Raw genomic sequence first — 26,296 nt, forward strand, 5'->3', positions numbered from 1 at the left:
TAAATAGCAACTAAAACTGAACACCTTGTACTGTGTGTCATAATTTACAATATTAATCTTTAGTAATTGTTGGCTATTTTATCTGCTATCAAATCTTCAAAATCTATGGCATAAGTTTTAGATTTATCTGGAGAGGACCAATTGCCTGTTAAATATTTATCGTTATAATTTATGGCGTCTAAGCTATATTTATTCGAAATTTTAAATTTGAATCTCCCTGTGATTTTTCCATCATGACTTTCCTTGAGATATATTTCTCCATCATCAATGTAGCCATTTAAGTGAAGAGCAACTTTGTTGCTATCGTAATAGTAACTACCTGAAATCGTATTGTCTTTTTTAATCTGAAGCCCCATTTTAAAAGAGTATTTGTTATCGATTTTCCCTGTAATAAATATGTTTTTTGGAGCTAAGGGAAGTGTTTTATGTGCATATGCTAACTTCTCAATTCGGTTCATTGACAAATATTGATCATTTATAAGAACCTGTCTTCCATAATCATTGAGATTTTTCTTTAAACTATCAAACATAATACTGTTTGAATAGGAAGGAGTGCATGCCTGAATTACTCTTGGTACGCAGTCATCATCATTCAATGAAAGCAAAATCGTGTTATTGTCTGTGGGGCCATACTGTATATCATAAAAGCTACAATAAGGTAAGGCACCTTCTCCTGCACATTTTTGAAATTCCATTATTGTTTCTTTGATCCCTGGTACCCAATATTTTTCTAAAAAATTAAAATAAGAATTTGCCTTAAACAATAGATGAAACGGAATAAATGTAGGATCGATTAATTTTCCAGTTTCAAGATCTATAAAGAATTCTCTATCTATATAGTATATGGTGTTTGTTTCTAATTCTCCACTAAAAGTAATTTGTGCTACATCTTCTGACACCACTACATCGTGAAATAAACTAACCCAATTGAAATTTTCAACTTTTTCGGGATCTAGGCTACTGATATTAAATTCATTTCTAATGGTTTCATTAGTAGTTTTGATCAATTTTTCATTTGTACCCACTGCTATTGGAATATGAGAGTCATTTGGAAAATCTACTGATTTAAATTCAACTGATTGTGATTTTAATGAATGCGGAAATAAGTTTATAACACCAAAAGTGAGAAAGAGGGCTAGGAGAGATAAATCGTGTTTTATATTAGATCTTAATTTCATGTAGGCTAAATATTTATAACGGTAAAATTAAAAAAAGCGCTGGATCCCCACCCAGCGCTTATATTTCAACCAAAACCTTACAAAGTCATTGACTTGTATAAGATGAAAGCAATTTAACTACCCCGTTAGTCATTTGCAAGTATTTGGGACTTAATTCTTATTGATTGTCATTACTCCATTCTCTGTTTTCTCTGTAAAAATTAAGCTTCCGTTATTGTAGTATTTTGTAACTGCATATTGCCCTGATACCCACTGAGCATCTGGTACATTGTCTGAATTATCAAAATAATTTTTATCAGTGTATTTCCGGATTAATTCACCCTTAAAATAAAATTCTTCTTCTTTCGCACTACCACCCTCATCAGAACCTGCATCAAGCTTATACATCACATTTTGGAGTGAATCTATATAAACCTCCTCTAACCTTTGATACTCACCCATCGATCTACTTTTAGTATCCCCTTTTTTGTAGATGCCTTTAGCAATGTTTTCGTTAATAAAGGTGCATAAACTGTCAATTTTATTTCTGACAGTATCTAATCCATATTTATCTGTTAATTCTTTATTCTCTGCCTTTGCTTTAAATCTTCTTGCTCGCAAATGTTCATCATGTTCGGGAGAGTAAATTGCATCTGATATTAATCTGTTTTCTTTATCTTTATCTAACCACCTAATAATCCTACCATGGTGATAATAGTATCTGTTTTCTTTTTTACCTTCTACTTTAAAAATGAAAAAAGGGCCATATTTATTGAGGCTTGAATTATAAAAATATTCGTATTGTATTCCTTTAGCGGTATCGTTGACGATTATTTTATTATAGCTTTTTTTAATTTCGATATTACCATTCTCTAGTTTGAATGTAGAGAAATTTGACTGCTTAGCTTCACTTTCAATGCTGCTGTAAGCTTGCCTTATTTTGCCTATTTGCTCTTTTAAATCGTAAACTTTTGGTGATTTTAGAGGAGAGTTGCTCAATAATTCGCCTTCATAATTCCAGTAGCCTTCATTTACTAATCTGTCTCCATAGTCTCTACTGTCATCCTCTTTCTGTAGAAAGAATAAATCGTTTTCATCATCGTAACCAATGTGTTCGTATCCTATTGGTACGATCTCATTTCCTTTGCTGTCTACAATTCCATATTTATCCAAATACTGAACTTTTGTATAACCATATTCATTCATGGGTTCTAGGTGATGGTATTTTAATGGGATCACAATGTCGCCTTTTTCATTTACCATTCCCATCCTACCCTTATGGCCAATAATGGCAAAGCCATTGGTGAATTTGTAAAATTCAATCTCATCTTCCAGGTAGCCTGTTATGGGATCTTCCGGTGAATTGAACTGCTGACTGTCGTAGTAAATAGAATCGATTGGGGCTCCATCTTTCTTGTAAAGATTGATGTTGTAATTGTATTTATACCTCATTAATAGATTAGCAGATAAGAATTTCAGTTTTCTTGTTTCAAAAGGAAGTATGATATCCCCTTCGAAATTAATCAAAGCACTGTTTGTAGGTTTTGATGTATAGCGATCCGTAGGCCCATTGTATACTATTGCTAGTGCGCCTCTAAAGGGGTCGGCTTCATCAAATTTAAAATCGATTAATGTGTCGCTATCAATATTGATATACCCCCATTTTTCATTTGCTTCAGCAGCTAGTATATTAGTGTTTCCAGCTTTGAGGTCGGAATACTTGAAATTCATTATGGTATCTCCTTTCATATTCAGGATACCTGAAATGCTATCTTTAGTTAGTACCAGAAGACTGTTCTTGAAAAAAGTCTATACGGTTATATTCCGCAGGATATTTAATCTTCTCATTTACAATTAGGCCATAGTTGTTTTCGCTACGGTTACTTTTTACGGCAATTCGAAAAGTTGAATCATTAATTATCTTTACATCTTCGTATTGGCATTTAACAATTTCTCTTCCTGATTTATTGATTATTCCTATATCACGATAGTTTCTTGTAACAATGGCAAGACCATCTTCGAAAACAATTTCTCTATCGTACACAGGAAGACAGACTTCCTCCCCTACTCTGTTTATAAGACCCCAGTTCCTGTTTTTATTAACTAATACTAAATTGCTATCCAGTATCTTTATTTCTTCATAATTATACTCTATGATTTGATTAGCTGTCGTATCAACAGCTCCCCATAATTTTCCTTTTTTTGTTGGTATTATACCGGCTTTGGTTTTTCCGACAGCGTCAAAACTTGCCGATTTATCAATATAATCTCCTTTATTATTTATGATTTTATAAGCTTCATTTTCTTTTACCCAGGCAAAACCCTCTGAGAAAAAGCCACAACCATCAAATATAGGTCTGATTACGAATTCATTATCATTGTTTTTATAACCCCATTTATCATTACTTTTAAAAGGCCATATTTGGTTGGGGTCGAATTGCTTTAAAACAAAAGAGGTGTCTTTTTCAACGTATGACAGTGAAGTTTCTGAGATTGAGTCCTCTTCAGATTGATTAGAATTGTCTGTGCAACTTGTAGAGAGTAAAGAAAAGAGTGCAATTGAAAATAAAAAATACTTTGTCATAAGTTGGGAATAGTCAATGATTGTGTGATTTCGTTTGGTTATGGAATTTAAATATAATTAATTAGGCTTTAACTACAAATGGATATTTATTAGAAGTACTCGATCGAGGTTATTCAAATGAAAAATCATGTTAAAAAGACTTTAGAATGGGAAAATGGTTTATTACAAAAAAGTTTTGTTTAATGAATAGAAAAACTCTATTCATCGGTATTATTATTTATTTAAGTGGATTCAATTTATTGGCTCAACAGGAGTTTACACAATTTAAATTGACTAAGCATAACTTGGTTGGTAAAACCGATCAAGAATTGCGGATCATGCGGAACGAAATATTTGCAGCTCATGGCTACATATTTAATTCAGAGGATCTCGCTAGACATTTTGATAAAGAACCATGGTACACTCCTTTGTATCAAAATGTTGATGATAAATTAACTGATATTGACAAGTATAACATAAGCCTCATCAGTGACTTTGAAAAGACGGCTAATGTAGAGCGAATATTAATTGACAGTGCTTACACCATTATGCTTCATGCTAGGCAAGAAAACGACCACAATTATCAACGAACCATAGAAGTCACTTACCCTGGCTATGAATGGAAAAAAACAGTAGATAAAGCCTCTTTTGGTGCTGAAAAAGAACCCACCATTGTTAAAATGGAGTTTCTACATGATAGCCCCTACAATTCAGACAAAAAGCCTTATTGGCAGTTAAGAAAGCCTGTAGATGAGATGAAGTTGGAGTATAATTATATTCATGCGATTGAATATATGTTTCCTGAAGGATACAGTGAATTGTATGCTTTCTTCAAAAACGAGCCTTTTCTTAAATTTACCGGGAATAATTTTTACAAGGTAAGACTACCTAATACTGGTATGGAAGCGATTTTTATAGGCTTAGAAAATATAGATGGTGCTGATAAAGAGGTGATAGGTAGAATATATTTAGGAACTGTTAAAAAGGGTATTCAAAATATACTCACTTTGAAATCGAAAAACTATAAAAACTATATACCAGAAGATGATTTTACGCTCTCTTCATCAAATTCTAAAGATAAAGTCAACTGGAAGAAGGAGCTTGAATTATACTCATCAGAGAATGCTAAAGATTTATCGGAAATAACCACCTTCTACATCAATATCTATTATGGACAGGATCATAAAATACCTGTAGAAAAGGGTTATATTAATGGTAGTGAGGAATTGCATCAGACACTTTATTTAGAATAATACAGTTACTTCTCAACAGTATCAAAAATAAAGAATAGTCATCAAGATACAATTGAAAAACTCACTGATATTGAAGCCAATTACTCCACGAGTTACTGGAACTAGAATGCTAGAACGGTGGGTACGTATGGGAATATAAGCCCGCTAAAAGAGCCTGCTTGGTAAGATGTTCTGCTACTACTAATTATGGTACCTGGTGTAAGCGAAAAACAAAATCGGTTGATGGTAGGTGTTGGCAGCATGAGGGGTGATGAAGGGAGTAAAGGTTAAAGGCACCAGAGGCACGTTTGCTGCTGTAAAAAATATTTCTTATGTATAAACTATTTATTATAACCACCATGTAAAACATGGCGGCAACTGGGGCTGAAGGTTCTAGGAAGATTTGGCACAAGCGAGACGCTTGCGCCAGCGGTGGCTGATTAAAAGTATAAAAATTTCATCTAACTACCGAGGTAATCTGCAGGATTGGCTTATTAAATTAATTTCAACGATAAGTCAATCTTGTGGATTGACGGGCTAAATACGAAGAACTAAAGCAACAATAACCTGCTGAACAGCCATGATTTATGACAGAATGTTACCAGTTGTTTTGTCCCCTAAATAGAAAAATTTCAATGCCTAATTTGAATTTTGAGACTTCGATGCTTGGGGCTTCTGATATTTGGCTGTCATTTCCAATCCAAATAGATTTCATAGGAATTTGGTATTCAAAACTAAGGCTTGGGAATAGGGTTCCGTAGTCATCATGAAAAAGAATCTTGACTCCCAAACTAGCTGCCAATATCTCAGAATGTAATTGTAATAAATTGAAATTCTGTAGCTGATTAGTGAACGATTGATTCTTTCCAGAAAGGTCTTCTATTTGAAACAGCAGGGCCTCTCTTGATACTCCAATCGTAGGTATTAAATTAAAAATCGGTAATCCTATTTTGTAACCGTAATTAATTCCAATTCCCCAGCCACGTGTAGTTATTGTAAAGCCGTCAAGCTCATTTTCATCGTCATTAAAAGCTGCATTTCCATTAAAATGCAAAAAATGATTTCCATAAATAAAATTCATACCGCCACCTAAGTAAGGTAAATTTGAATCTCCTTTTGGTAAGCTAGCTGCCTCTAATTGTTTGTTGAGTTCGTCAATTTTAGAGTATTTGAAACCTACAGCTATATTGATTCCAAAATCAAAACTATTTACAGAAGGATGTTCAAAAGAAATCTCTTGGGCAAATATTTTTAGGGGTAGAATTGTCAGCAATATTATTACTAGGTGCTTCATAACTGGTAACGAATTGCTAAATGTTCCTAAAGGTGCATTTAGTTGAATTATAGTTTTGTTGCTAAATATACTTTCTAATATAAACTTAGTTAAAATGATATGATTTTAAGGGAATTGTGGAAAAATGTTTGGGCACAAGCGACACGCTTGCGCCAGCGTGGGTTTTGACACAAGCGAGACGCTTGCGCCATCAATTCATTTTATCTTCTGCCGCCTAATGATAAATGTGGATTGCTTGCTCTTTTTAATTCGTATTTTCCAGAGTTGGGTTTTCTTCCATACAGTTCATCTAGTTCATCCTTGCTAGGGTAGGGTGCTCTTGAGGTGTAACTGTGGGCGACTTTCATTTGATCCCATATAGTTGAACTAGGTCTATTTTCATCACTAAAGCGTGGATCATCTATCATTGGTAGTTTTTCCATTTTTTGTATTTCTATACTCGGAAAATCATAATCTATTACTACTTTGCCTAATAATAAATAGCAACCCAGGCCTGTAAATGGATGGTTTTTTAAGGATGCTGGGAAATGTACTGTGTCAAAATAGTTTCTTTATACATCAATCCAGGTACCAAAATTCATTTTGGTTTTGCCATCTTTATTGGTAATGGGTACATCTTTAATCGATACTAAATAACCTACCATTTTTACGACTTTGCCTTCGTGCTGACTGACACAAAAATAACTAAAATTGAACTGCTACTTTATCTGCAGTAATGACAACGACAACACAAGTATAAAACTTTAAGTGTACACAGGCAAAAAATGAGTGTACACTGGATTGTACACTGGGCTATTAATTTTATTTAGTTTTAGATGTATTCATATGAACACTAAAACCCACTATACAAAAAAAAAGCAGCATTCGATGAATGCTGCTTTAGTTATAGTCGGGGTGGCAGGATTCGAACCTACGACCTCCTCGTCCCAAACGAGGCGCGATACCGGGCTACGCTACACCCCGAGATTTTATTGTTAATCTCTCTTTAATTAAAGAACTTCTGGCGGAGAGAGGGGGATTACTTATACGCGCAAACCTTGCGCCATTCCCCTCGTGAAGCTTCGCTTTCGAACCCTTTTGGTTCTCATCCCCTGTCTAACATTTAATGTTTTCAGGATACTTTTGCTTCTCCGAGCTTAATAACTTTAAAGAACTTCTGGCGGAGAGAGGGGGATTCGAACCCCCGGTACGCTTTAACACGTACGCATGTTTAGCAAACATGTGGTTTCAGCCACTCACCCACCTCTCCGGGTTTTTAACTCAAATCCCCTCCTCGTTTCCGAAAAGTGATGCAAATATAAAGGAAGTTTTTCGTGTATACCAAATCACAATCAAAATAAATCTAACTTTTTTTTGAGATAATTTTCATCTTACTGTCAGCCAGTAAATTAATCTTACATTATTTCTAAATTCATTTCCTGAAGTATCAGTTCAATAATCTACAAAAAATATAACAAGCCAATCTTTCTTCCGTTTTATCAATCTTAGCTGTAAATCAGAGTTGCCCTTTACGTTTGCTTTTATATTTTTGTAAAAATTAAAATCTATGACTTGGATTCACTCCCTCGGGGCGGAAGAAATTATTTTTATTATTATCTTTTTGGTGCTCTATTTGGCATATACCTACAGGGTATTCACTGTTGCTAAAAGAGTTGGGCAAGCTTATTCTAACATCTTACCAAAATTCCTTTTAAGATCAGCAATTTTCGCATTGCTAATCGTAGCACTTTTAGGACCATCATTCGGAGATGACAAAAAAGAAATCAAAGCAGTGGGCAAGGATATTATGATAGCAGTAGATTTATCTGCTTCCATGGACGCCTATGATGTAGCACCTACCAGACTTGAAAAAATTAAATATGAATTGAAAAATATAGTGGATGCTTTTAATTCTGATAGAATTGGCTTACTAATTTTTTCTTCTGAGGCTTTTGTACAATGTCCACTTACATACGATCAGAATGCTCTAAACCTATTCATTGAAACTTTAAATACGGGTTTAGTTCCTGGTAGTAGCACTGACTTTGGTGGTGCATTAAGCATGGCACATGAAAAATTAACATCCGAAGATGCTCCATCTAGTCAACAAAAATCAAAAATCATTATCTTAATTAGTGATGGAGAAGATTTCGGGGATGACACCGAAGGTGCTGTATCTAAAATCAATGATTCTGGTATCCGTCTTTTTTCATTAGGTGTTGGCACAGAAGAAGGAAGCAAAATCAGAACTCGCAGAGGTTTTAGAAAAGACAAAAGTGGAAATGATATCATCACCAAATTAGATTCACGTTCTTTGGAAAATTTGGCGGATCAAACAGATGGAGAATATTTTGAGATTAATAAAAACGTAAATGAAGTTAGGAGATTAATTTCAACTATTAACAATATTGAAGGGGAATTAAAAGATGCAAAAACTGTTGATGTATCAGCGAACAAGTATTTTTATTTCCTAATAGCAGCCATAATTTTACTGTTACTAGATTTAGTAACCACACTTAAAATCATTAAAATATGAAGAATTTTGTGTTCATATTAATCGGATTAGTTACTTCTTTTCAGCTTTCAGCTATCGATCCAGTTGGCAAAATAGCCAAAGCAAATGCAGCTAAAGAGAGAGCAGAGAAAGCCTTTTCCAATGGAAATTTTGAAAAGGTAATAGAACACTACACATATCTTTTGGATTCCTTAAATTATGAAAGCCCCGAAGCTGAGTTAAATCGAGCACATGCATATTTTCAATTGAAGGATACCGTGAATGCTTTTGATGCATACAGACGAGTTTCGGATGCCTCAAATCCTCAACTTAAATCAAAAGCAATGTTGCAGATGGGGAATCTATCTGAAATGCAAAAGGAACATGAAAGTGCCCTTTCTTTTTATAAAGAAGCTTTAAAGGCTGATCCAACCAATAATAAAGCTCGGTATAATTATGAACTGCTGAAAAAGAAAATGCAGGAGCAAGAAAAACAAAACCAAGACCAGAATCAGAATCAGAACCAAGATCAAGATCAAAAGGATCAAGAAAAGCAGGATCAGGAGAATAAAGATCAGCAGAATAAGGAAAACAAAGATTCTGAAAATCAACAGCAGGACGAAAATCAGGAGAAAAGTCAGGAGGATCAGGAAGCTGAAGATCAGCAACAACAGGACGATGCTGAGCAGCAGGATGGTGAGCAAAGTGAGCAGGAAAAAGGAAAAGAACAGGAGCAGCAAGAACAAAAAGAAGGTGAAGAGCAAAAGGACGGAGAAGAACAGGAAATGAGCCCGAGCACAAAACAGAAATTGGAAGAGATGAATATTTCAGAAGAAAAAGCCCAAATGATTTTGGAGGCCTTAAGGAATAAAGAATCACAATACTTCCAGCAACTGAGGAAAAAAGCCACTAAGAAGCAAGATTCAGGAAAGCCTGATTGGTAATCTGGGTTTGGGTTTTATCTAAGGCTTATTTTAATTAATTTTACATTGAAACGACTAAAATAAAATAATAATGCAAGAAGTATATATTGTGTCCGCGGTAAGGACACCAATCGGAAGTTTTGGAGGAAGTTTAGCCAGTTTGACTGCAATTGATTTAGGTGCAGCAGCAATAAAAGGAGCTTTATCTAAAGCCAATGTAGATGCTAAAGAAGTGAATGAAGTATTCATGGGTAATGTGGTATCTGCAAATTTAGGTCAGGCCCCAGCAAGACAGGCCGCTATTGCAGCTGGTATTGGTTTTAACGTTCCTTGTACTACTGTTAATAAAGTTTGTTCGTCAGGTATGAAATCTGTGATGTTTGGTGCACAAAGTATCATGTTAGGTCATGCAGACACAATTGTAGCAGGCGGAATGGAAAGCATGTCTAATATTCCTTACTATATTCCAAAAGCTCGTTATGGCTATAAATATGGTAATGGACAATTGATAGATGGTCTTTTAAATGACGGTCTTTGGGAAGTATATAACAAATTCCCAATGGGAAATTGCGCTGACAATACTGCCAAAGAAATGAAAATTAGCCGTGAAATGCAGGATGAATATGCTATAAATTCTTATAAAAGAGTAGCAAAAGCAACTGAAGATGGCAGCTTCAAAGAAGAAATAGTTCCTGTTGAGGTTCCACAAAGAAAAGGTGATCCATTGGTAATCACTGAAGATGAGGAATTTAAAAATGTAAGATTTGAAAAAATCCCTTCTTTAAGACCAGTTTTTGCAAAAGATGGAACTGTAACGGCTGCAAATGCTTCCACAATTAATGATGGCGCATCAGCATTAGTATTGATGAGCAAAGAAAAAGCAGATGCTTTAGGCATTAAGCCAATTGCTAAAATCAGAGGATTTGGTGATGCTGCTCAAGATCCGCTTTGGTTTACTACTGCACCATCTTTAGCGATTCCTATTGCGATGAAAAGAGCAGGAGTAAGTAAAGAAGATGTTGATTTTTATGAAATTAATGAGGCATTCTCTGCTGTAGCCATTGCCAATAATATGGAATTAGGCTTAGACCCTGAAAAAGTAAATGTATACGGTGGTGCAGTTGCATTAGGTCACCCATTAGGTGCTTCCGGTGCTAGAATCATGACGACTTTACATTCTGTATTAAGCCAGAAAAATGGTAAAATCGGAGTAGCCGGCATTTGCAATGGCGGTGGTGGTGCTTCTGCTATTGTGATTGAAAAAATGTAATCTAAAAGTTTTTAATCGACTTTTAAACCATCTATAAAATTCTAACAGCTTGTAAATTATCTTTACAAGCTGTTTTTTATTAACTCGATTTATAATTTTAATACGAAGCTTTATTCTTATTATCCGAGGGTAGTCTTTTTAATATATTTCAAAAAAATATTCGAGTAATTGGTGATTGATATTTAAGAATCTCCTAATTTCTTTAACATACCAATACCTGAAACAAAAAATATAAATCCTAAAATAGTCATAGCCCAAGAGTTCAGGTTGATTATAGGAGTACCAAATATGCCCAGAACTCCAAAAACAAGTCCAATCGCACCTGCAATGGTTAGTATTATTCCAATTATCTTAATAGCCATAAAAAATAGATTAGTTTAAAATACTAATGTACGATAAAAATTGGGCTAATATTTAGAAAGCTTTAAACCTCTTTGATTATTCTTTTCATCTTAAAAATATTATTAAGCTTTTTTGATTATCGAAGAATATGTGAACTTTATATACTTTTCAATCATTCTATAATATTTTAGCAGCTTGTTAGTTATCTTTACAAGCTGATTTTCATTAACCCTATTTTAGATTTTCGATGCGAACATATTTTCTATTCATCTCTTTATTTTTCTTCTCAATACAGGCCTTGAGTGGTCAGGAATTGCAAAAAATTTCCAATTATTACGATAGTGCTGATAGTAAAACCAAAGAGGTTTATTTCATAGTCAATGGTGACAGCAGTCAGATTGAAGGAGATTATAAGAAGTTTTACAAAAGTGGTGAACTTATGGCGAAAGGTTCATTTTCAGATGGTAAAGAGGAAGGTGTTTTCGAAATGTATTATCCTGATGGAAAACTTATGCGAACTACTGAATTTGAGGATGGAAGTCGCACGGGAAAGACTGTAGTTTTTGGTGAGGAAGGGAATGCATTACAAGAAGCTCATTTCAAAAATGATACATTAAATGGGGAGTTGAAATTATATTATCCAGATGGACAGCTAAAAAGTAAGAGTGATTTTAAGGATGGAAAGCCAGATGGTGAGGTATTAGAATATTTTCAGGATGGAATTTTGGCTCAGCGCATTACCTATAAAAAAGGAGAGCCAAATGGTGTTACGGAACGCTATTATCCCAATGGAAATATGAAAACTGAAGAGCATTACATAGACGGGAAATTAAGTGGTGCTTTTAAAACTTTTTTCAGTAATGGTCAGCTTGAAACCATCTTTGAAAATCAAAAAGGGGTTAAATCAGGTGAGTTTAAGACCTATGATCGAGCAGGCAATTTACTTTTGATAGGTTATTACAAAGATGGAAAATTAGAAGGTGAGAATATTTCTTATTATCCTGATGGTAGGGTGAAAATTGATAGGAATTATAAAAATGGATTCCTATCGGGTGAAGTATTAGAATTTAGAAAAGATGAAAGTCTAGAGGTTAAAACTATCTATTCAAATGAAGCGAAGGATAAGGAAGTGGAAGAATATTGGGGGAATGGCGAATTAAAATCTAAAAAATATTTCAAAAGTTCTGAGCCTTTTGGAGAATGGAGTTATTACAATGAAGAGGGTGATATAATCAAGATTGAAAATTATAGCACCGGACAATTTCATGGTGCATATGCAGAGTATTTCCCAAATGGAGATTTAAAATATGAAGTAAATTATCAGGCAGGTAAAAAGTCAGGATTAGAAATTACGTATTATGAAAATGGGCAAGAAAAAGAAACCACTATCTATAAATTTGGAAAAGCCCATGGTGAATATTTCAAATATCATGAAAATGGAATAGTTTCCTTAAGTGGGAAATATGCCGGAAACAAAAAAATAGAAGAATGGAAATATTTTGATGAAGAAGGTGATTGGTTAAAAACTGAAATCTATTTCAATGATAAACTCCAAGAAACCAAATTTCCTAAAGAAGAGAATTAAGCCCCTTAGCCCGCCAGCTGGCGGGGAAGACGCAGGGAATTAATATAGTAGAAGATAATATACTTTATCACTACTTTTTTTAAACTTAAAGCTAAATATTTGATGCCTTTTTGAGAATTCAAGATTTGAATTTCAATATAGATTAAAGGAATTTTTAACACTGTAGAAATTGCTGATAATCTTATTATTTCCTGATGAAGTAAATCTGTGAGAGCTATCCCCTCGAGGGGATTATAGGGGTGTTGCTAGAGTGGAATAAGGCGATTTCATCAGAATAAAGAAAAGAAAGAGAATTAAATAATCATTCATAACTCCTTCAAAACAGCCAGATATTCTTCCTTCACTTTTTTGCTAATCAAATTATAAAAAAGTATAGCTCCAATGGAATACATTACTATATCAATCCAATCAGCCGTGTAAATAGAGGGGTTTACAAAAGGAAGTATTCCCTCAAACAGAATACTGTAAAATATCACAGTTATGATGATTACATTTTTATCTAAAAAATATAAGTTTTTAATAGGGTGAATCCATTGAATAATCTGAGTGCCTAGTCCCAATATAATAGGTATACAAACTAGATCATCAAGATAGGCGTGTGAAATTGGAATGGAATAATTGAAAGCTTTATCAATTAATTGGTGAACCATAAATAACAAAATGCTTATGTAAACTAGTGGGTGTTTTATTGTCTTAAAATTCATCTTTAGAGAGGTAAAACAGCAGCTAACCAAGCAAAGAAACCAACAATTGACATAATGACTATATATGTGATATTCCCTGTTTTCTTCCCAAATTTCACAACAGCACTATCATCATCCTTAATGGTAAACATCCATTTATCAAGTTGTTCTTGCTTGTATTTCTTTATTTTTTCAAGTCTTTCTTTTGTAGGATCTTGAATAACTTCACCACAATTAGAGCATTTCTGTTTTTCAGAACCCTCAATCGTATTCCATTCTCCGCAATTTTTACATTTTACCGAATTAGCCATGCTAAGCTATACGGCAAGAGTGTTATGCTGTTTTATAAATACCTATTGCTAAAAGAATCCAAGCAGCAATTAGAAATACCCCACCAATTGGCGTAACAGCTCCCAGTTTTGTAATTCCCGTGGCGCAAAGCACATATAAACTTCCTGAAAAGATAATAACACCTATTAAAAAAGAGTAAGAAGCATAATTCAAAAATCTATGCTGAAAATGAATCATTAATATCCCTAAGAGGATCATTGCCAAGCTGTGGTACATCTGGTATTTTACAGCTGTTTCGTATGTTTCAAGTCGGCCTGTTGCTGATAAGCTATCTTTCAAAGCATGCGCTCCAAAAGCACCTAAAACCACTGAAATGGCTCCTGAAATGCTTCCTATTATAATTATTAATTTACTTGTCATGTTTTTTCTTAGTTATAAGTAATATGTTTTAAGTATCGAGTAGCAAGTATCTAGAATCTAGACTCCAAAAAAACTAACTTCTATCTGATATTCATCTGTCATAATTTTCTTCATTAGCACATTGAATCAACTTGCCAACCTGAACACCCGCCAACTTGCCAACCTATTTCCGTTCTCCAAAAATCTTACTCCCAATCCGAACCATCGTACTGCCTTCTTCTAAAGCTATTTGGTAATCTCCGCTCATGCCCATTGACAATTCCTTCAGATTGAGTTTTTCATCATTGTATTTCTCTGCAGTTTTATCAAACAGCTTTTTCAGACTTTTGAATTCTCTTCTTATTTTTTCTGTATCATCCGTAAAAGTAGCCATTCCCATTAAGCCTTGAACTTCCACATGATTCATTTCTTTGAAAACATCTGAAGATAGCAAATCGTGTAATTCCTGCTCATCTAAACCATATTTACTTTCTTCTTCAGCTATGTGGATTTGTAATAAAACAGGTACAACTCTGTCAATTTTTTTACCCTGCTTATTAATTTCTTTTAGCAAGCGAACGCTGTCCACAGAATGGATTAAATGGACGAAAGGCACAATATATTTTACCTTATTTCTCTGCAAATGACCAATCATATGCCATTCTATATCATTCGGCAGAGCTTCTGCTTTATCAGTCAGTTCTTGCACTTTATTTTCACCTAATGCCCTTTGCCCCGCTTCATAGGCTTCCATCAAATCTTCATTAGGTTTGGTTTTACTCACTGCCACTAAATGACAGTTGCCTAATGACTCTTTAATCGATGATAAATTCTCCGCTATACTCATTGAAATCGTTTTATGATGTTAAACCAGTAATATAAAATATTACTCACTTTATGATAAAGTTATTTTTATGTATTATGAATGTTATATATTTGTCTATCGGACTATTTTTTAATAATTAATTTCAAAGTTAAAAGTTTAAGTTTTTACATTGATTAAATTTTCAACTTTTGAGTATCAACCACTAAATAAATGACACTTTTAGGAAATCTTATTAAACAAGGGATACGGATTCGAGAGAGTTTGGATCAGGATTACACTCCTCCTTTTGAATTACAAAAGACAGAATTTCGAAAATTGATCATAGGATCTCGCAATACGCAATTTGGTAAAGCTTACAACTTCTCAGGAATACTACAATCTTTAAAAAAACAAGCTAACAAGCATTTTTACGAAGACTTTAAGGCTCAGGTTCCTGTACATGATTATAATAAAATGTATGAAGATTGGTGGCACAAATGTTTGGAAGGCGAAAAAGATGTAACCTGGCATGGCACCATCAAATATTTCGCTTTAAGTTCGGGTACTTCAGGAGCTTCATCCAAACATATCCCTGTTTCTTTGGAAATGGTGAAAGCCATACAAAAAACAAGCGTACGTCAAATTTTATCGCTTTCTCGCTACGAAGGTCTGCCTTCCTCTGTTTTTGAAGGCGGAACTTTGATGGTAGGTGGCAGCACTGATTTGCAAGATAATGGCAATTATGCAGAAGGCGATTTGAGCGGAATTACCACCTCTCGAATTCCATTTTGGTTTCAGCGATTCTATAAACCAGGCAAGGCTATTTCAAGAAAAAAAGACTGGGAGGATAAGTTGGAGCAAATGACACTCAAAGCCAAAGATTGGAATATCACTATTATTGCAGGTGTTCCTGCTTGGATTACAATTTTGATTGAGAAAATCATAAAACATTATAATCTTAATAACATCCATGAAATATGGCCTAATTTTGAGATTTACGTGCACGGTGGAGTTGCTTTTGAGCCTTATAAACAGGGATTTCAGCGATTGCTTGGCAGAGATATCAACTACATAGAAACCTATTTAGCTTCTGAAGGATTTATTGCATTTCAAGCTAATCAAGGTGGTGATAGTATGAGATTGGTTCTCAATAATGGTATCTTTTATGAGTTTATTCCCTTCACCGAAGAGAATTTTGATGATGAGGGAAATATGTTAGAAAATCCCCACACTTTAATGGTAGATGAAGTAGAGGAAAATGTAGAATATGCATTATTAATTTCCACTTGCTCTGGTGCTTGGCGATATTTGATAGGCGACACTATCAAATTTGTCTCAAAAGCAGAATCTGAAATCGTAATTACAGGCAGAACAAAACATTTCTTAAGTCTTTGTGGAGAGCATCTTTCAGTGGATAACATGAATAAAGCTTTATTGGAAGTTTCAACTGAAATGGGTTTTGATTTAAAAGAATTTACCGTTTTAGGGGTCAAACATGGTTCCCTATTTGGACATGATTGGTATGTAGGAACGGATAAGCCCGATGTTGATGAAACTAAATTGAAAGAAAAGCTAGATAATCAACTCAAAGAGCTGAATGATGACTATAAAGTAGAAAGGATTGCTGCTTTAAAGGATATTACAGTAAAAGTACTCCCCAATGAAGCTTTTATTGAATTTATGGAACGAATGGGGAAAGTAGGTGGACAAAATAAATTCCCGAGAGTTTTAAAAGGAGACAAACAAAAAGCCTGGTTAGATTACTTGGCCGAAAAAAGTATTAAATAACATATGATTGCAGTTATCACCAAAGGTGTATTATTTGGTTTGCTGCTGGCCGTAATGTTGGGGCCGGTATTTTTTGCACTAATTCAGAATAGCATAATTAAGGGCTTTAAAGCTGGAATTTATATGGCTTTAGGTATAGCAGTTGCCGATACCGCCTATATTTTCTTAATGTATTTCAGTGTTAGGCTTTTTGAAAATAATGATACCGTTTCCGTATGGATGGGTGCTTTAGGTGGATTGATAATAATGATAACAGGTATTTTAAGCTTAAGAAAAAAGAGTGTAAAACAGGAAAATCAACAAGTAAATATCCAAAATTCAAGTTTCATTAAACAATTTGCTAAAGGCTTTATTTTAAATGGGATTAATCCTTTCGTATTACTTTACTGGTTAGGGGTTATGACTTTGGTGACTAAAAGCTACCATTATGACCATAATGAAGTCGTTGTATTTTTTTCTGCTATTATTGGTACTTTACTGATTACAGATTTTTCAAAAGTGGCACTTTCACATCGACTGAGAGCATGGGTCACACCCAAGAGATTGAATATTATGAACAAAATAGTAGGCGTAGCACTTATATTGTTTTCATTCAGGCTGTTTTATCATGCCATAGAACATTACCATTAGGGCTTGCTTAAAAAGTCTCAAGTGCCTCATATACAATCGGGCTAAGTGAAGGAGTATTGTAATACTTCGAGCTTTAGCCCGAGAAGTAGATGTGGTGCTTGAGGCTAGAGCAATAGAAAATCAAAATTTGATTTTCTATTGCAAAAAATTTAGTATTTCACCTTAAAAAGGCTTGCATTTGTTGAAATACTATTCCGCAATAATCACTGCCAAAATAGGTTTAAAGTTCATTTTAATTATATATTCTAATTTTAAGCAAGCCCTAATTAATTGCTATGCAAAAATTATTTCTAACTCTTATTCTAACCTTTTTTCTATTTAGTTTTGATTCATTCGCTCAAAACTCATCTATTTCTGAAGCCTATAATAAGGATGTGAAAATCAGAAAAACAGGCATGGCTATCCTTGGGACCTGGGCAGTTGGCAATATGATAACGGGGGCTATTGGACGAAATCAAAATACAGGTCAAAGAGCATATTTTCATGAAATGAATCTGATTTGGAATGTGGTAAATTTGGGAATAGCTGGGGCTGGCTATTATTTTACTGCAACTGGTGATATGCCTGAGAGTGCTTCAGAATTATTAAATGATCAAGTAAGCTTTCAAAAAACACTGCTTTTCAATGCCGGATTAGATTTGGCTTATATTGCAGGTGGCTTCTATTTGATGGAAAGATCCAAAAACACTATTAACAAACCAGAAAGATTAAAAGGCTATGGTAAATCCGTGATTTTACAAGGTAGTTTCCTCTTTGTTTTTGATATCATTTTGCATACCATCCACAGCAAACAAAGCAGTCAGATTTCAGATTTTTTAGCTCATGTGCAAATAGGTAAGAATCAGGTGGGGATTGTTTTGGGGTTGTAATTCAATTAAAATAAGTTTTGAACTTAATGAATTAATAAATACTTTTGTTATAAATAAATTTTCAATCAAAACCTACAAATATGATTTACCTATCTTATTATTCTATTACAAGAAAAATCAACTTTCTAATTTTCATTTTGAGTGCATTAACTTATATATCATGTCAGGATGATCTCAACAATGAACTTACAACTTTTAAAGATTCAATTAATTATATCACAATTGATGAAGTAAAGCTTCCCTACATTAATAAGTCACACAGTTCTTTTTTAAAGGAAAATGGAGATCAGTTTGATTTATTTAATAAAAACTACTTTAGTGCTTTCGATGATAAGAAAACGAAAGAAGTTCTAACCGAATTAAATACTACAAAAAATAGAAATTCTGAAACTGATTATTTAATTAGCATAAATAAACTATTTAATAATTCTTCTAACAGAAAAATTTTGACCCATAACGATCTATCTTATGAGTCTGTAGTTTATTGTCTAAATAAGGAGAGAGCAGATTTTAATAAAAAACCTGTGGTCGCTTTAGGAGGCGGTTTTAAACTATCTTCTGAGCATGACAATTATCTTCCTGCATATATTATAGATGATGTTGGTAATAAAACCGAATTTTTTATTGGAGAGAAAGAAACTAATAAGCTTGAAAACCCTGTTTTAGTCATAAGTAGCCATACTAAAGATTCCGTTAAAGCAGATAATGATAAAATTGTCTATGATTCTATTGGAGATCATTTACAAGAAAAAAACAGATCTATTAACAACTCATCTTATAACTATTCATTTAATATTGGTAGCTATAAAATTAAACACAGGTATGAAAACAGCGGAAAAAGCGAATATAACATTTCTCAAATGCATTATTACTCTTCAGATCAATTTCAATTTGCAAATGATCACAAAGGATTTAATCTAAATGATATACATCGAAGAGATATAGACAAGGAATTATTTTATGTCAAACCCTTCCCTTTTATGCCAAAATTCTATTATAGAAATTTAACATATTTGGGAACTTATATAGTTACTTTTGAATGTGATTGGTATGCTTCAAAAAAGTTTATTGCGGTTGATGGACCAGGCGGCACTAAATATCACCAACTTAGAATGAAAAATTCAGATAATTTCTATCAAAGAATCTATATACCTGTTCAGTATAATTATATATATTTTCATGTCTCAAATGAAAAAGGTTTCTTTAGAGGTCAAATAATTGCAACACCTAATTAAACCGAATTGAAAAAAATAATAATACTTATTTTAATCATTTTACCAGTTGCAGGATTTTGTCAAAAAACACTCAATTCTGAAATCACTATTGGTGTTTCTTTTAGTGAGTTTATAAGAAAATCACAATATTCTAATAGATATCTTCTAAATCCACAAATTGCTTATCGAATTGGATATGAAATGAAAGATATTAAATTAGGTCTCGGTATAAAATACCTGTCAACGGGAAGTAGATATCTAGATAGGTACTATTTAAATAGTACCTACAATGCTATTATCAAAAAATCATTTGATATACATTATGTAGGGATTCCAATTTTTATTCAGTATAAAGTCCTGAACTTTTTTACAGTAGAAGCGGGTATTATAGCCGCTTCTGTTGTTTATGCTGAGGGAGCTGATCAAGAAGACTATACCATTATCAATGGTAATTACATAGTTGATTACAAACGGATTAAAAATGACACAGAGCATTTTAACTCCACTGAAACAATTAATCAATTCAATCTCAAAAATTATATCCAATTAGGGAAATATATTTCAATTCAGGAAAGAATTTTTCATCTTAGCTTAAGGTATTCGAGAGATTTAACTCGATCCATTAATTTTGATAAAAGGGTTTATAAATCTTACGAAAAAATTCACAGTTTATCCATTCTCTTTGGATATAGTTTCTAATAATGCTTTTGAATTTCTAAACTTATAGTAAACCTTTTTCTGTTACTAAAATTATGGTCTATGAGTAATTCCATCCTTATTGAATTCAATAAAGAATGATTTCTCTAATTCTAATCTTTTTAGATTTTCAATATTTTCTTAAAACACTGTAATCAACAATTAATATTAAGAGTTCTTATGAACTAAACCAAACCCTTCAAATACAAATTAAACTCTAAAGCTGTGATTGATTTAAATTCATCCACTTCCAAATCCTCTTTGATATCCTCATCAAATTGCATTTTGGTCTTTTCCAGCTTTTTATTTGGGTGGACTATTAATTCCAATCCACTATAATCAATTGGATTGAGTTGTACTAATACAATATAGTCATCAAAAACTCTTTTGAAATATTCGTGGACTACTGCGCTGCTTTTCATAACCTTTTTAGTAAAAATCAAACTGATTTTAAATAGTAAAGGCACACGCGACACGCGTGCACCAGCTATTATTGTAATAAGTAACCTATAGTTCAAGCGTCCGCTTGGACTTTATGCGTACATACTTTATACTACTATATTAACAATCTTCTTAGGAACAATAATCATTTTTTTAATGGGTTTATCCTCAATCCATTTCTGTACTTTTGGATTATCTAAGACAGCCTTTTCTATTTCCTCTTTTGGTGTATCCAAAGCAAATGTCATATTATCTCTGTGTTTTCCATTTACTGAAACAGGATACGTATGCTCATCTTCTTTTACAAAATCAGGATTAAATATTGGCCAACCAGCTTCTGAAATACTCTCTTCATTGCCCAGTAATGACCATAATTCCTCACAAATATGGGGTGCGTAAGGTGCTATAATTCTCACTAAGTCACTTAAAACAGATTTATTGTTACATTTCAGATCAGTCAATGTATTCACACAAATCATGAAAGTGGAAACCGAAGTATTGAAAGAAAAATGCTCAATATCATATTCTGCTTTTTGAATAGCCTGATGCAATGCTTTTAAAGCTTTTTTGTCTGGCTCACCTTCTTCCACTTTAAAGTTTCCATCTGCATCATGGAATAACCTCCATAATTTTTTCAAGAACTTTGCAGTCCCATCAATTCCGTTGGTATTCCAAGGTTTGAATTGCTCCAAGGGCCCCAAGAACATTTCATAAAGTCTCAAAGTGTCTGCTCCATACTTTTCAATGACATCGTCTGGATTGACTACATTGTACTTAGACTTGGACATTTTCTCTACTTCCGCTCCGCAAATGTATTTCCCATCTTCTAAAATGAATTCTGCATCGGCATGTTCGGGTCTCCATCTCTTAAAGGCTTCTAAAGCTAATGAATCATTATGCACAATATTAACATCAACATGAAGTCTTTGTGTTTTGTATTGATCTTTTAATCCATGGGAAACAAATTTATTCTCGCCCTCAATTCTATAAACAAAATTACTTCTTCCCTGAATCATTCCTTGATTGATCATCTTTTGGAATGGTTCGTCTACGCTTAAGTATCCTAAATCATAAAGGAATTTCGTCCAGAATCTAGAGTATAATAGGTGTCCGGTTGCATGTTCAGATCCACCTATGTATAAGTCAACATTCTGCCAATACTGTTGCTTTTCCTCATCTACAAAAGCATCTTTATTATGGGCATCCATATAGCGGAACATATACCAGCTAGAACCTGCCCAGCCCGGCATGGTACTTTTTTCCAACTCAAAACCATCCTCAGTTTTCCAATTTTTTGCTCTGGCCAGAGGTGGTTCTCCGTCTTCAGTAGGTAAATATTTATCCACTTCAGGCAATTCTAGAGGCAATTGATCTTCTTCCAATAAATAAGGTACTCCATTTTTGAAATATACAGGAACTGGCTCGCCCCAATAGCGCTGACGACTAAAAATAGCATCACGCATTCTAAAATTAATTTTGGCACGACCAATTCCTTTTTCTTGCAAGAAGTCAATGGCTTTTAATTGTGCGTCTTTAATGCTGAGCCCAGTCAAGTAATCAGAATTGATAATTGTATCATTTTCAACCACTTCTACTATTGGCAAATCAAAATGTTCTGCAAAAGCTTTATCTCTATCATCATCGGAAGGAACCGCCATAACAGCACCCGTTCCATAACCTGCCAACACATAATCACCAATCCAAACAGGTATTTTTTCTTCTGTGAAAGGATGAATAGCATAAGCTCCTGTAAAAACTCCAGAAACACGCTTCACTTCCGTCATTCTTTCACGCTCCGAACGATTTTTTGCAATGCTCACATATTCTTCTACTTCTTTCTTTTGTTCGGCTGTAGTGATTTTCTCTACTAATTCATGCTCGGGAGCAAGAACCATAAAAGTTACTCCGTAAATAGTGTCAATACGAGTAGTGAAAACTTCGATTTTCTCATCCCTATCAGCCAATTGAAAAGCCATTTGCGCCCCGACCGATTTCCCAATCCAGTTACGCTGCATTTCTTTAATCGGCTCCGGCCAATCCAAATCCTCCAATCCTCTGAGTAAACGGTCAGCAAAAGCCGAGATTCTCATGCTCCACTGCATCATCTTCTTACGCTCTACTGGATGCCCTCCCCTTTCGCTATAACCATCTTTCACTTCATCATTGGACAAAACAGTGCCTAAAGCCGGACACCAATTCACTACTGCTTCAGATAAAAAGGCAATACGATATTTTAATAATATTTTCTGTTTTTCTTCATCAGAAAAATTAAACCAATCTTCTGCGGAAAAAGGCTCTATATCTTCATCACAAGCAGCCTTTACTAATTGATTTCCTGTTTTTTCAAAATGTTCTTCTAAAACTAGAATGTGTCGAGCTCTATCATCTACTAAATCGTACCAGCTATTAAACAATAGTGAAAAAATCCATTGTGTCCATTTGTAGAATGACGGATCACTGGTGCGAACTTCTCTTTCCCAATCATAAGCAAAGCCAATATTTTTCAATTGCTCAATATATCGATTGATATTCTGCTCAGTTGTAATGGCCGGATGTTGTCCGGTTTGAATTGCATATTGTTCGGCAGGAAGTCCGAATGAATCAAAGCCCATCGGATGCAGAACATTAAAACCTTGTTGCTTTTTATAGCGCGCAACTATGTCTGAGGCAATATAACCTAATGGATGACCAACATGCAATCCTGCTCCGGAAGGATACGGAAACATATCCAATGTGTAATATTTGGGTTTGGTAAAGTCATCTTCTGCTTTAAAAACCTGGTTTTTCTCCCAGTAGGATTGCCATTTCTTTTCGGTTTCTCTGAACTGATATTCTGACATAATACTTTATATGTTAATCTTTTGAAGATTCTAATTTTATTGAAAGTCCAAAATTAAGGCTTTTTTTAATGTCGAACAGCGCATTAATAAATTTATGCCTTAAAACTTTTAAAACATTCAAATTTTATTCGAAGAAATCAAAATTCAAAAGAGATAACTTTATCATTTCATTATAGTACCAAAGAAAGAAATAACATTTAAAAATATTATACATGAAAACGATACAAACAACTTTCCAACTAAATTCCTACCCTCGCGGTTTTCATTTGATAGAAAGTGAAATCGAAAAAAATATGCCAAAATTGAAAGATATAGAAGCTGGCATTGCACATATTTTTATTCATCATACTTCTGCCGGACTTACCTTAAATGAAAATGCTGACCCGACCGTAAGAGGAGATTTTGAGCGACATTTTAATGAAATGGTGCCTGAAAACATGGATTATTATCAGCATACCCAAGAAGGATCTGATGATATGCCCGCCCATATTAAAGCCTCCCTTTTAGGTAGTTCGGTAAGTGTGCCTATCCAAAAAGGCAAACTGCTAACTGGAACTTGGCAAGGAGTGTATCTCTGTGAACATAGAAACCATGCTAGTGGACGTAGGATTACAATTACAGTAATGGGAGATTAAGTTTTTGCATTCATCTATTTAATTAGGGTTCGCTTAAAAACAGATTATACAATAAAAATGAACTGTACACCTTTTTTGGCAGTGAGTATTGAGTAATAGTTTTTCAACAAGTGCAAGACTTTTTAAGGTAACAGCCCAAATTGTTTAAGCAGGCCCTAATTACTATTGATTTTCAATCAGATTACTTTTGATTTTAGGATTTAATTGAACTAAATCTTTTGTAAAGGAAATTTTATTCCTCGGTGAAATAATCACACTACCAAATTTACCATATTTGATTTCAATTCTGTCAAATGACGGGGCTGGTGAGGATAAGATATTGTCAGTTTTAGAAATTTCAGTGATCTCATTTATATCAATTGACCTAAATGAGAAAAATCCAAATTTAATTTTCAACAATCCATCATCAATGGTATAAGCTGTACTAAAAAACAAATACAAAATAAAACCATACAGAATAATTGGAAACACCATTTTAACTAAAATATTTTGTTCAAATCCATTATCGATTAGATCAAATATAAATGGTGCAAAAAATATCACAAATATGAATATTAGCAATCCATAGGATACTTTAGATGGATATTTCTTATTCATCTTTTTATTTTAAGCTTTAACAATTAAATTCTATACAATATAGAAAAATCTGGTTTAATCCATAAAGATAACTTCCTCAGTTTCTTGTGTAAATGTTTTTCCTGATTCCAAATTTGCCGTTACGCTAAAGCTTGCCTTTTTATATATTTCATCATATTCTAAAAGTGATAAGTATAAAGAGAATAATTCCTGGTTTTCATATTGCATATCAATTTGGTCTTTAATACTACTAGTTTCTGATTCGTATCTGCTTCCAAAAGCATTAGTCATATCTATAGTTTGACTAGTATCCTCTTGATTTATCATGAGAACTTTTATACTCTGTACTTTATCGGAATAATTAAAATTTGGATCTGGACATTGCCAAGCCATAGCAGTGCTAAATCCATAATTTGGATATCCTTTTACATCAGCTACCTGACTTTCTTGATCATTAAGGAATATTAATAGTAAAAAGTCTTCTTTTCGAACGGAGTCGTCATATACCGTATGTTGACCATCAATATTAGCAGATAGTTCTAAACTTAAGTCTGTATAAACCATTTCCAAGGTAGGAATAGGGCCGCATCTGAGGCATGACATCAAAAATTGAAAAGTGAATATCGCAGCAATAATTAAAATTGTTCTTCTTAAAATAATCATGGTTCAATTAAAAAAATAAGTTCGGTTAATAGAGTTTGAATCATTTGGTGCTAAAATTAAAAGCAAACTAATGACTCTTTTTACACTTAAGTGGTTGTAAGCCTTGAATAATTATTGATTCACAATCGTTCGGAAAGTGAGGTTCACTCTGGGTAAAAAAGATTTTTTAGTCGGAGGTAATCTGTGAAGCCAGTGGGATTGAGTTGTATCCTTCATAACTAATAAGCTTCCGTTTTCAAGCCATACTTCCACTTTTTCTTTAGAGTCTTTATGCTTAAAAGCAAATTTTCTTTCTGCTCCAAAACTAACTGAGGCAATCGCCCCATTTTTTCTCAAATCTTTCTCTCCATCACTATGCCAGGCCATGCCCTCTTCGCCTGAATGATATAAATTCAATAAGCATGAATTATAGGTTTCTCCTGATTGAATTTCTACTTCTTGCTTTATTTGTTCTAAAGCTTCCGTCCAGGGCTTAGCATATTTCGTGACTTTTGAATAGGTGTAGGAAAATGGCTTTTCCCCATACCATGCTACTTTTCGTTTGGTAATAATTTCTTTGCCAAAAATAATGGCTTTATCATGTTCCCATTCTATTTCATTATGTAGATTGTCGAAAAAGTAAGAAGACTGTTCCTCGTTAAATATTCGTCCATAATATTGTACTATGCCATCATAGGGCAATAGATTTTTATTAGGGTCGAAAGGTTCGTCAAATAATTTCATGTAGGAAGCTTGAAGTAATTAAACTGAAATTAAATATTATTAATCATTTTCATGACTAAAAAAGTGACAATATTTAAGAATATGGTTTTTCATTAAATGCAAATTAAAACAAATATCCTGTAAGGCTTCTTCTATTTTTGCCAACCATTATTTATTATATGTTTAATAAATAAAATTGTTTTCTTATGATCTTTTTTTAATTGT

General features: G+C 33.6%; 26 protein-coding genes and 2 tRNA genes. 11 read left to right on the forward strand and 17 right to left on the reverse strand.

The annotated features are described in order from the left end of the window. Positions 1 to 59: 59 nt before the first annotated feature. The 3 genes from QYS49_RS17050 to QYS49_RS17060 form a co-directional block, all read right to left on the reverse strand. A complete protein-coding gene (locus QYS49_RS17050) occupies positions 60 to 1,178 on the reverse strand; it encodes a hypothetical protein (RefSeq protein WP_308349058.1) in 1,119 nt (372 codons plus the stop codon). A 150-nt stretch (positions 1,179 to 1,328) separates the two neighbouring features. Continuing rightward, complete coding sequence (locus QYS49_RS17055) at positions 1,329 to 2,906, reverse strand: WG repeat-containing protein (protein WP_308349059.1); 1,578 nt, start codon at positions 2,904 to 2,906, stop codon at positions 1,329 to 1,331. Positions 2,907 to 2,931: 25 nt separating this feature from the next. After that, positions 2,932 to 3,741 carry a WG repeat-containing protein gene (locus tag QYS49_RS17060; RefSeq protein ID WP_308349060.1) on the reverse strand — a complete coding sequence of 270 codons (810 nt, stop codon included), beginning with the start codon at positions 3,739 to 3,741 and terminating at the stop codon, positions 2,932 to 2,934. Positions 3,742 to 3,923: 182 nt separating this feature from the next. On the opposite strand from QYS49_RS17060, the gene QYS49_RS17065 reads away from it, so the two are divergent. Next, positions 3,924 to 4,973 carry a YARHG domain-containing protein gene (locus QYS49_RS17065; protein WP_308349061.1) on the forward strand — a complete coding sequence of 350 codons (1,050 nt, stop codon included), beginning with the start codon at positions 3,924 to 3,926 and terminating at the stop codon, positions 4,971 to 4,973. A 577-nt stretch (positions 4,974 to 5,550) separates the two neighbouring features. Here the strand turns inward: QYS49_RS17065 and QYS49_RS17070 are convergent. From QYS49_RS17070 to QYS49_RS17085, 4 genes are all read right to left on the reverse strand, one after another. Beyond that, positions 5,551 to 6,246 (reverse strand): hypothetical protein, encoded by a 696-nt coding sequence (locus tag QYS49_RS17070; RefSeq protein ID WP_308349063.1) that lies wholly within the window; start codon positions 6,244 to 6,246, stop codon positions 5,551 to 5,553. Positions 6,247 to 6,446: 200 nt separating this feature from the next. Beyond that, the gene (locus QYS49_RS17075) at positions 6,447 to 6,668 is read right to left on the reverse strand and encodes a hypothetical protein (protein WP_308349065.1); all 222 of its coding nucleotides are present in this window, start codon (positions 6,666 to 6,668) and stop codon (positions 6,447 to 6,449) included. 467 nt (positions 6,669 to 7,135) lie between these two features. Next, a tRNA-Pro gene (locus QYS49_RS17080) sits at positions 7,136 to 7,209 on the reverse strand. Between the two features lie 194 nt (positions 7,210 to 7,403). After that, positions 7,404 to 7,495, reverse strand: a tRNA-Ser gene (locus tag QYS49_RS17085). A gap of 297 nt (positions 7,496 to 7,792) precedes the next feature. Between QYS49_RS17085 and QYS49_RS17090 the strand changes: the two genes are divergently transcribed. The 3 genes from QYS49_RS17090 to QYS49_RS17100 all read left to right on the forward strand — a co-directional run bounded on the left by QYS49_RS17090 (position 7,793) and on the right by QYS49_RS17100 (position 10,912). Then, a complete protein-coding gene (locus tag QYS49_RS17090; RefSeq protein WP_308349066.1) occupies positions 7,793 to 8,761 on the forward strand; it encodes a vWA domain-containing protein in 969 nt (322 codons plus the stop codon). Continuing rightward, positions 8,758 to 9,663 (forward strand): tetratricopeptide repeat protein, encoded by a 906-nt coding sequence (locus QYS49_RS17095; RefSeq protein WP_308349067.1) that lies wholly within the window; start codon positions 8,758 to 8,760, stop codon positions 9,661 to 9,663. The genes QYS49_RS17090 and QYS49_RS17095 overlap by 4 nt, the downstream gene beginning before the upstream one ends. A 70-nt stretch (positions 9,664 to 9,733) precedes the next feature. After that, positions 9,734 to 10,912, forward strand: coding sequence for an acetyl-CoA C-acyltransferase (locus tag QYS49_RS17100; protein ID WP_308349069.1), 1,179 nt, complete (start codon positions 9,734 to 9,736; stop codon positions 10,910 to 10,912). A gap of 182 nt (positions 10,913 to 11,094) precedes the next feature. Here QYS49_RS17100 and QYS49_RS17105 read toward each other — a convergent pair whose 3' ends face one another. Next, entirely contained in the window at positions 11,095 to 11,274 is a 180-nt protein-coding gene (locus tag QYS49_RS17105) for a hypothetical protein (RefSeq protein WP_308349070.1), read from the reverse strand. Between the two features lie 227 nt (positions 11,275 to 11,501). Between QYS49_RS17105 and QYS49_RS17110 the strand changes: the two genes are divergently transcribed. Next, positions 11,502 to 12,839 (forward strand): toxin-antitoxin system YwqK family antitoxin, encoded by a 1,338-nt coding sequence (locus tag QYS49_RS17110; protein WP_308349071.1) that lies wholly within the window; start codon positions 11,502 to 11,504, stop codon positions 12,837 to 12,839. Positions 12,840 to 13,144: 305 nt separating this feature from the next. On the opposite strand, the gene QYS49_RS17115 is transcribed toward QYS49_RS17110, so the two are convergent. From QYS49_RS17115 to QYS49_RS17130, 4 genes are all read right to left on the reverse strand, one after another. Beyond that, complete coding sequence (locus QYS49_RS17115) at positions 13,145 to 13,489, reverse strand: magnesium citrate secondary transporter (protein ID WP_308349074.1); 345 nt, start codon at positions 13,487 to 13,489, stop codon at positions 13,145 to 13,147. 56 nt (positions 13,490 to 13,545) lie between these two features. Then, the gene (locus QYS49_RS17120; RefSeq protein ID WP_308349076.1) at positions 13,546 to 13,833 is read right to left on the reverse strand and encodes a hypothetical protein; all 288 of its coding nucleotides are present in this window, start codon (positions 13,831 to 13,833) and stop codon (positions 13,546 to 13,548) included. Positions 13,834 to 13,855: 22 nt separating this feature from the next. Beyond that, positions 13,856 to 14,233 (reverse strand): DUF423 domain-containing protein, encoded by a 378-nt coding sequence (locus tag QYS49_RS17125; RefSeq protein ID WP_308349077.1) that lies wholly within the window; start codon positions 14,231 to 14,233, stop codon positions 13,856 to 13,858. 163 nt (positions 14,234 to 14,396) lie between these two features. Beyond that, a complete protein-coding gene (locus QYS49_RS17130; RefSeq protein ID WP_308349079.1) occupies positions 14,397 to 15,059 on the reverse strand; it encodes a YggS family pyridoxal phosphate-dependent enzyme in 663 nt (220 codons plus the stop codon). A gap of 189 nt (positions 15,060 to 15,248) precedes the next feature. On the opposite strand from QYS49_RS17130, the gene QYS49_RS17135 reads away from it, so the two are divergent. From QYS49_RS17135 to QYS49_RS17155, 5 genes are all read left to right on the forward strand, one after another. Beyond that, a complete protein-coding gene (locus tag QYS49_RS17135) occupies positions 15,249 to 16,805 on the forward strand; it encodes a GH3 family acyl-acid amido synthetase (protein ID WP_308349081.1) in 1,557 nt (518 codons plus the stop codon). A gap of 3 nt (positions 16,806 to 16,808) precedes the next feature. Continuing rightward, entirely contained in the window at positions 16,809 to 17,435 is a 627-nt protein-coding gene (locus QYS49_RS17140) for a LysE family translocator (protein WP_308349083.1), read from the forward strand. Between the two features lie 275 nt (positions 17,436 to 17,710). Continuing rightward, the gene (locus tag QYS49_RS17145; protein ID WP_308349085.1) at positions 17,711 to 18,304 is read left to right on the forward strand and encodes a DUF6992 family protein; all 594 of its coding nucleotides are present in this window, start codon (positions 17,711 to 17,713) and stop codon (positions 18,302 to 18,304) included. 80 nt (positions 18,305 to 18,384) lie between these two features. After that, positions 18,385 to 19,539: a hypothetical protein gene (locus QYS49_RS17150; RefSeq protein ID WP_308349086.1), complete on the forward strand. Its 1,155-nt coding sequence runs from the start codon at positions 18,385 to 18,387 to the stop codon at positions 19,537 to 19,539. Positions 19,540 to 19,545: 6 nt separating this feature from the next. Next, positions 19,546 to 20,217, forward strand: a complete 672-nt coding sequence (locus QYS49_RS17155) for a hypothetical protein (protein WP_308349088.1) — start codon at positions 19,546 to 19,548, stop codon at positions 20,215 to 20,217. A gap of 182 nt (positions 20,218 to 20,399) precedes the next feature. On the opposite strand, the gene QYS49_RS17160 is transcribed toward QYS49_RS17155, so the two are convergent. Together QYS49_RS17160 and leuS are read right to left on the reverse strand one after the other, a co-directional pair. Next, positions 20,400 to 20,636: a hypothetical protein gene (locus QYS49_RS17160; protein ID WP_308349090.1), complete on the reverse strand. Its 237-nt coding sequence runs from the start codon at positions 20,634 to 20,636 to the stop codon at positions 20,400 to 20,402. Positions 20,637 to 20,762: 126 nt separating this feature from the next. Continuing rightward, a complete protein-coding gene (gene leuS / locus QYS49_RS17165) occupies positions 20,763 to 23,495 on the reverse strand; it encodes a leucine--tRNA ligase (RefSeq protein ID WP_308349092.1) in 2,733 nt (910 codons plus the stop codon). 212 nt (positions 23,496 to 23,707) lie between these two features. On the opposite strand from leuS, the gene QYS49_RS17170 reads away from it, so the two are divergent. After that, positions 23,708 to 24,130, forward strand: coding sequence for a secondary thiamine-phosphate synthase enzyme YjbQ (locus QYS49_RS17170; RefSeq protein ID WP_308349093.1), 423 nt, complete (start codon positions 23,708 to 23,710; stop codon positions 24,128 to 24,130). Between the two features lie 162 nt (positions 24,131 to 24,292). Here the strand turns inward: QYS49_RS17170 and QYS49_RS17175 are convergent, their stop codons facing one another. The 3 genes from QYS49_RS17175 to QYS49_RS17185 all read right to left on the reverse strand — a co-directional run bounded on the left by QYS49_RS17175 (position 24,293) and on the right by QYS49_RS17185 (position 26,092). Further along, positions 24,293 to 24,727, reverse strand: coding sequence for a PH domain-containing protein (locus QYS49_RS17175; RefSeq protein ID WP_308349094.1), 435 nt, complete (start codon positions 24,725 to 24,727; stop codon positions 24,293 to 24,295). 54 nt (positions 24,728 to 24,781) lie between these two features. Beyond that, on the reverse strand, positions 24,782 to 25,369 hold the full coding sequence (locus QYS49_RS17180) for a hypothetical protein (protein WP_308349096.1): 588 nt from the start codon (positions 25,367 to 25,369) through the stop codon (positions 24,782 to 24,784). A 111-nt stretch (positions 25,370 to 25,480) separates the two neighbouring features. Continuing rightward, entirely contained in the window at positions 25,481 to 26,092 is a 612-nt protein-coding gene (locus QYS49_RS17185; protein ID WP_308349098.1) for an alpha-ketoglutarate-dependent dioxygenase AlkB family protein, read from the reverse strand. Between the last annotated feature and the right edge of the window lie 204 nt (positions 26,093 to 26,296).

This window comes from Marivirga salinae, from assembly GCF_030503855.1.
Classification (GTDB): Bacteria; Bacteroidota; Bacteroidia; order Cytophagales; family Cyclobacteriaceae; genus Marivirga; species Marivirga salinarum.

Bases quoted from the DNA above. Each gene is read 5' to 3' on its own strand.
- QYS49_RS17050 (WP_308349058.1), bottom strand. From the start codon at position 1,178: ATGAAATTAAGATCTAATATAAAACACGATTTATCTCTCCTAGCCCTC.
- QYS49_RS17055 (WP_308349059.1), bottom strand. From the start codon at position 2,906: ATGAAAGGAGATACCATAATGAATTTCAAGTATTCCGACCTCAAAGCT.
- QYS49_RS17060 (WP_308349060.1), bottom strand. From the start codon at position 3,741: ATGACAAAGTATTTTTTATTTTCAATTGCACTCTTTTCTTTACTCTCT.
- QYS49_RS17065 (WP_308349061.1), top strand. From the start codon at position 3,924: ATGAATAGAAAAACTCTATTCATCGGTATTATTATTTATTTAAGTGGA.
- QYS49_RS17070 (WP_308349063.1), bottom strand. From the start codon at position 6,246: ATGAAGCACCTAGTAATAATATTGCTGACAATTCTACCCCTAAAAATA.
- QYS49_RS17075 (WP_308349065.1), bottom strand. From the start codon at position 6,668: ATGGAAAAACTACCAATGATAGATGATCCACGCTTTAGTGATGAAAAT.
- QYS49_RS17090 (WP_308349066.1), top strand. From the start codon at position 7,793: ATGACTTGGATTCACTCCCTCGGGGCGGAAGAAATTATTTTTATTATT.
- QYS49_RS17095 (WP_308349067.1), top strand. From the start codon at position 8,758: ATGAAGAATTTTGTGTTCATATTAATCGGATTAGTTACTTCTTTTCAG.
- QYS49_RS17100 (WP_308349069.1), top strand. From the start codon at position 9,734: ATGCAAGAAGTATATATTGTGTCCGCGGTAAGGACACCAATCGGAAGT.
- QYS49_RS17105 (WP_308349070.1), bottom strand. From the start codon at position 11,274: ATGGCTATTAAGATAATTGGAATAATACTAACCATTGCAGGTGCGATT.
- QYS49_RS17110 (WP_308349071.1), top strand. From the start codon at position 11,502: ATGCGAACATATTTTCTATTCATCTCTTTATTTTTCTTCTCAATACAG.
- QYS49_RS17115 (WP_308349074.1), bottom strand. From the start codon at position 13,489: ATGGTTCACCAATTAATTGATAAAGCTTTCAATTATTCCATTCCAATT.
- QYS49_RS17120 (WP_308349076.1), bottom strand. From the start codon at position 13,833: ATGGCTAATTCGGTAAAATGTAAAAATTGCGGAGAATGGAATACGATT.
- QYS49_RS17125 (WP_308349077.1), bottom strand. From the start codon at position 14,233: ATGACAAGTAAATTAATAATTATAATAGGAAGCATTTCAGGAGCCATT.
- QYS49_RS17130 (WP_308349079.1), bottom strand. From the start codon at position 15,059: ATGAGTATAGCGGAGAATTTATCATCGATTAAAGAGTCATTAGGCAAC.
- QYS49_RS17135 (WP_308349081.1), top strand. From the start codon at position 15,249: ATGACACTTTTAGGAAATCTTATTAAACAAGGGATACGGATTCGAGAG.
- QYS49_RS17140 (WP_308349083.1), top strand. From the start codon at position 16,809: ATGATTGCAGTTATCACCAAAGGTGTATTATTTGGTTTGCTGCTGGCC.
- QYS49_RS17145 (WP_308349085.1), top strand. From the start codon at position 17,711: ATGCAAAAATTATTTCTAACTCTTATTCTAACCTTTTTTCTATTTAGT.
- QYS49_RS17150 (WP_308349086.1), top strand. From the start codon at position 18,385: ATGATTTACCTATCTTATTATTCTATTACAAGAAAAATCAACTTTCTA.
- QYS49_RS17160 (WP_308349090.1), bottom strand. From the start codon at position 20,636: ATGAAAAGCAGCGCAGTAGTCCACGAATATTTCAAAAGAGTTTTTGAT.
- leuS (WP_308349092.1), bottom strand. From the start codon at position 23,495: ATGTCAGAATATCAGTTCAGAGAAACCGAAAAGAAATGGCAATCCTAC.
- QYS49_RS17170 (WP_308349093.1), top strand. From the start codon at position 23,708: ATGAAAACGATACAAACAACTTTCCAACTAAATTCCTACCCTCGCGGT.
- QYS49_RS17175 (WP_308349094.1), bottom strand. From the start codon at position 24,727: ATGAATAAGAAATATCCATCTAAAGTATCCTATGGATTGCTAATATTC.
- QYS49_RS17180 (WP_308349096.1), bottom strand. From the start codon at position 25,369: ATGATTATTTTAAGAAGAACAATTTTAATTATTGCTGCGATATTCACT.
- QYS49_RS17185 (WP_308349098.1), bottom strand. From the start codon at position 26,092: ATGAAATTATTTGACGAACCTTTCGACCCTAATAAAAATCTATTGCCC.